Raw genomic sequence first — 5,020 nt, 5'->3', positions numbered from 1 at the left:
AGCACGAGCGCGGCCATCACGAGGCCCACGAGCAGCGGCGCGCCGATGCACAGCATGAACAGCTCGAAGTTCGTCAACGGGTCCACCGAGGGCCAGCCGGGGAAGGTGGTCGTCTCGAGGAGGGTCAGAACGCCGTAGGTCATGGTCACAGACTAGTGGATTCGACCACGAGTTCTCCTCCATTCACCCCCACGGACGCGGGCGCCCACGCACGTCCGCCGGTTGCTAGATTTCGGGTTCGAGGGCAGGCGAAGCGTCAGGCGACGGCCTGGACGGCGCCGCCCGCGACAAGGAGTGCCGGTGACCACACCAGAGCCCACGCCCCCGGGCGGCAATCGCGTCATCCTCGACGCCGACGAGATCGCCCGCGCGACCACCCGTTTGGCCCACGAAATTCTTGAGGGGGCCCACGGCACCGAGGGCCTCGTGCTCCTCGGCATCCAGACCCGCGGCGTGCCGTTGGCCCGCCGTCTTGCGGCAGTGATCGAGCAGGTCGAGGCAGTGTCGGTGCCAGTCGGCGTGCTGGACACGACCATGTACCGCGACGACCTGCGCCGCAATCCCACCCGCACGGTCGGCCGCACCGAGATCGCCTTCAGCATCGATGGCCGACAGGTCGTGCTGGTCGACGACGTGCTGGCCAGCGGACGCACCGTCCTGTCCGCGCTGGACGCGCTCAAGGACCTCGGACGCCCGAATGTCGTCCGGCTGGTGGTGCTGGTCGACCGCGGCCAGCGGGAACTGCCCGTCCGCGCCGACCACGTCGGGCAGACGGTCGCCACCCGACGCGACGAGAACGTCCGCGTGCACTTCAACGAGGTCGACGGACGCGACGACGTCACGATCGAGGGGAATGTCCGATGAAGCACCTGCTGGCAGCTGGGGACCTCTCCCGGGACGAGGCCACCAGCATCCTCGACCTGGCGGAGGAGATGCACGACGTGCAGAACCGGCAGGTCAAGAAGATCCCGGCGCTGCGCGGGCGCACCATCATCAACCTCTTCTTCGAGGACTCCACCCGCACCCGGACGAGCTTCGAGATCGCCGGCAAGTGGATGAGCGCCGACACCATCAATGTCTCGGCCAAGGGCTCCTCGGTCAGCAAGGGCGAGTCGATGAAGGACACCGTGCTCACCCTCGACTCGATGGGCGTCGACTGCTTCGTGGTGCGCCATTCCGGATCGGGTTCGGTACAGCAGGTGGCAAACTGGGTGCGCGCGTCGGTGGTCAACGCCGGCGACGGCGCGCACGAGCACCCCACCCAGGCGCTGCTGGACGCGCACACGATGCGTCGCCACTTCCGTGAACTCGATGGTGGCGACCTGGCCGGGCGCACGGTGTTGATCACCGGTGACCTGCTGCACAGCCGCGTCGTCCGCTCGAATGTCTGGCTGCTCGACACCCTTGGTGCGCAGGTCTTGCTGTGCGCTCCCCCGACGCTGATGCCAACCGGCGCGGCGACCTGGCCGTGCCAGGTCGTCCAGTCATTCGACGAGGGGCTGGCCCGCGCGGACGTCGCCATGATGCTGCGGGTGCAGCGAGAACGGATGAGCTCCGGATTCTTCCCCTCCGAGCGGGAGTACGTGGACGGTTGGGGCCTCACCCAAGACCGCTTGCACGCCCACGGGCACCACCTGGGCATCATGCACCCCGGCCCGATGAATCGTGGCCTGGAGATCTCGTCCGAGGCCGCCGACGCGGCCCAGTCACTCGTCCTGAAGCAGGTCTCGTCCGGTGTCGCCGTGCGGATGAGCGTCCTCTACCACCTCCTCGGCGGACAGGAGTGACCATGACCAACACCCCAGGATCGCCTGCCAACAACGCCTTCGTGATCGCTGGTGCCCGGCTGGCCGATGGCACCACCACCGACCTCCACGTCGCGGACGGAGTGCTCGTCGACGATGCCCCTACGGGCGCCCGGCGCATCGACGCGGACGGATTGCTGGCGCTGCCCGGGCTGGTCGACCTGCATACGCACCTGCGCGAACCCGGCCGCGAAGACACCGAGACGGTCGCCTCCGGAACCCTGGCCGCCGCCCGGGGCGGGTTCACGGCCGTCCACGCCATGGCCAACACCGAGCCGGTCACCGACGACGCCGAGAAGGCCGAGTACATCCAGCTGCTGGGTGAGCGCGACGGGCACTGCCAGGTGATCCCGGTCGGCGCCGTCACCAAAAACCTCGACGGCAACCAACTCGCCGAGATGGGTCTGATGGCCAAGTCGCGAGCGAAGGTGCGGATCTTCAGCGACGACGGCAAGTGCGTGATGGACTCCTTGCTGATGCGCCGCGCGCTGGACTGGGTTCGCCCCTTCGGCGGCGTGATCGCCCAGCACTCGCAGGACTCGCAGCTGGCGGGTCCCGGCGCCTGCTGCCACGAGTCGGAGTACTCGGGACGGCTGGGTCTGGGTGGGTGGCCGGCGCAGGCCGAGAGCGTCATCATCGCCCGCGACGTCCAGCTGGCCGAGCTGACCCGCTCGCGGCTGCACGTCTGCCACGTCTCCACCGCCGAGGGCGTGGACGTCGTCCGCTGGGCCAAGAAGCGCGGCATCAACGTGACCGCCGAGGTCACGCCGCACCACCTGCTGCTGGGGACGCGTGAGCTGGAGGGCTACGACACGACGTACAAGGTCAATCCCCCGCTGCGCACCGACGAGCACATCGAGGCGGTCCGCGAGGCTTTGGCCGACGGGACGATCGACGTGGTCGGCACCGACCACGCCCCGCACGCGGCGCAGGACAAGGACCATGCCTTCGTCGACGCGCGTCCCGGGATGCTGGGGCTGGAACAGGCCCTGGCGGTCGTGCTGGAGACGATGGTCGAGGCCGGACGGATGGACTGGCCGACGCTGGTGGAGCGGATGTCGTCGACACCCGCCCGGATCGGGCAGGTCGAAAGACAGGGACAGGCGTTGGTGCCCGGCTCGGTCGCCAACCTGGTGCTGGTGGACCCATCAGCGCGTGCGGTGGTCAGCAAGGATTCGTCGGCCTCCCGCAGCCGCAACAACCCCTACCACGGACGCGAACTGCCCGACCCGGTCGTCCTGACGATGTGGAAGGGACGGGTCACGCACCAGCGTTGACCCGTCCCCACACATTCCCCGAGCCGGTTTACGTTCCCTGAGCTTGTCGAGGGGGTGACTCAAATGTCGCGACGGACATCGCGGCCCAGGTCGTCGCCGAGCTTGCGGTCGGTCAGGCTGTCCGAGCCGAAATCGGTGCGAGCGGTGTTGCCGGTCGCGGTCGTGCCGGTACCAGTCGTCGTGTTGGTGTGGTCGACGCGGTGGGTCGGCTGTGTGGTCACGGTGCTGCGCGTCGGCTCGTGACGGACGACGGCGTGCTGCTCGGGGCGCTTGCGCAGCCCGGCGAGTCCGGCGAGACCGGCGAGGCCCAGCAGACCCCACAGACCGGTGCGGTCCTTCTCGGTGGTGGTGACGCGCTCGGTCTCGGTGACCTGCTCGGTGGCCGTGGCGGACGGCGCCGGGGTCACGGTCTCGGCGTTGGCAACGGCGGGGGCGCCGAAGACGAGGGCGGCACCGAGGGCGGTGGTGGCAATGGCCTTGCGCATGGTGGTTCCTTTCAGCAGAACGGAATCGTGCGGTTCTTCGTTCCCAGACGCTAGGGGGCAATCGCCCCCGGGTGTCGACTTATCCACCCATAGCGAACCCTTCCCACCCCTGCGGGCGGGCTGGCCACCGCGCGATCCCTCGACGCTGTCGGAGGCCGCCCCTAGAGTGCAGGGGCAGCCATGCCCGGTTGCCAACACCCCAAGGAGGATCCATGCCAGCGCAGCTCTCACCGGAGTCGAAGGCGGTCGTCGCGGCGACCGCAGGTGTCGTCGCCGAGCACGCGGAAGAGATCACCAAGCGCTTCTACCCCCACATGTTCGAGGCGCACCCCGAACTGTTGAACGTCTTCAACGTCGCCAACCAGGCCGTGGGCGAGCAGCCCAAGGCGCTGGCGGCCAGCGTCGTCGCCTACGCCGTCCAGCTGATCGACCCCAATGCCCCTGACTTCACGCCCGTGATGCAGCGGATCGCGCACAAGCACGTCTCGCTGGGCATCACCGGGCCGCAGTACACGATCGTCGGCCACCACCTGCTGTGGGCGGTCGCGGACGTGCTCGGTGACGCCGTCACGCCCGAGGTCGCGTCCGCCTGGGACGAGGTCTACTGGCTGTTCGCCGTCCAGCTGATCGCCGAGGAGGCCAAGCTGTACGCGCTGGGTGGCATCGATCCTGAGCACGCCTACCGCGATTACGAGGTCGCCGACCGCACCGACGAGACCGAGGACGCCTTCTCGCTGGTCCTCAAGCCGACCGAGGGTGAGCTCCCCGCGCACCGCACCGGCCAGTACGTCGCCCTGAACGTCGAGCTGCCCAATGGCCAGACCCAGCCGCGCCAGTACACGATCTCCGGCGTGCCCGGTGCCGAGGCCTTCCGCATCACCGTCAAGAAGGTCCACGGCGGCGAGCACCCGGACGGCATGGTCTCCAGCTGGCTGCAGGAGAACGCGAAGCCGGGCGTCCACCTGAACGTCTCGCTGCCCTCGGGTGACGTGGTCCTTGACGACACGGACGCTCCCCTGGTGCTCGTCTCGGCCGGTATCGGCATCACCCCGATGGCGGCGATCCTTGAGGATCTTGCCCAGCGCCAGCCGAAGCGCCAGGTGCGTGTCTTCCACGCCGACAAGAGCCACGGCAGCACGGCCCTGTACCAGTCGATGCGCGGCCAGGCCGAGCAGATGGACGACGTGGTGGGGCAGTTCTGGTTCGAGGAGGGCGCCGAGTCGGCGCAGACCCTGCAGCCCGCCAAGGGCGGCTTCATGGACCTCGCCGACGCCGAGGTGCCCGAGGGCGCGCAGGTGTTCATGTGCGGCCCGCTGCCGTTCATGCAGGCTGCCCGCAAGGCACTGCTGGCCAAGGGCGTGCACCCGGAGAACATCTCCTACGAGGTCTTCGGCCCCGACCTGTGGGCCCAGAATCCCGACGCCGCCTGAGCAGAAACAGCCTGCTTCTGCCG

5 protein-coding genes are annotated in these 5,020 nt (G+C 68.9%); 4 read left to right on the top strand and 1 reads right to left on the bottom strand.

Features of this window, described 5'->3' with window-relative positions; genetic code table 11:
* Positions 1-300: 300 nt before the first annotated feature.
* The 3 genes from pyrR to ABD089_RS06190 are packed head-to-tail and all read left to right on the top strand — an operon-like array spanning position 301 to position 3,082.
* Positions 301-864, top strand: coding sequence for a bifunctional pyr operon transcriptional regulator/uracil phosphoribosyltransferase PyrR (pyrR, locus tag ABD089_RS06200; protein ID WP_343885365.1), 564 nt, complete (start codon positions 301-303; stop codon positions 862-864).
* Positions 861-1,787: an aspartate carbamoyltransferase catalytic subunit gene (locus ABD089_RS06195; RefSeq protein WP_343885364.1), complete on the top strand. Its 927-nt coding sequence runs from the start codon at positions 861-863 to the stop codon at positions 1,785-1,787. Before pyrR ends, ABD089_RS06195 begins: the two co-directional genes overlap by 4 nt.
* A gap of 2 nt (positions 1,788-1,789) precedes the next feature.
* Positions 1,790-3,082, top strand: a complete 1,293-nt coding sequence (locus ABD089_RS06190) for a dihydroorotase (RefSeq protein WP_343885363.1) — start codon at positions 1,790-1,792, stop codon at positions 3,080-3,082.
* A gap of 59 nt (positions 3,083-3,141) precedes the next feature.
* Here ABD089_RS06190 and ABD089_RS06185 read toward each other — a convergent pair whose 3' ends face one another.
* Positions 3,142-3,567 carry a WGxxGxxG family protein gene (locus ABD089_RS06185; protein ID WP_343885362.1) on the bottom strand — a complete coding sequence of 142 codons (426 nt, stop codon included), beginning with the start codon at positions 3,565-3,567 and terminating at the stop codon, positions 3,142-3,144.
* A gap of 212 nt (positions 3,568-3,779) precedes the next feature.
* Between ABD089_RS06185 and ABD089_RS06180 the strand changes: the two genes are divergently transcribed.
* Entirely contained in the window at positions 3,780-4,997 is a 1,218-nt protein-coding gene (locus ABD089_RS06180; RefSeq protein WP_343885361.1) for a globin domain-containing protein, read from the top strand.
* Positions 4,998-5,020: the final 23 nt, after the last annotated feature.

Origin of the sequence: Luteococcus sanguinis (assembly GCF_039527675.1) — a bacterium.
Classification (GTDB): domain Bacteria; phylum Actinomycetota; class Actinomycetes; order Propionibacteriales; family Propionibacteriaceae; genus Luteococcus; species Luteococcus sanguinis.
The sequence above is the reverse complement of the archived record's forward strand: the minus strand, read 5'-3'. Positions and strand labels throughout refer to the sequence as shown.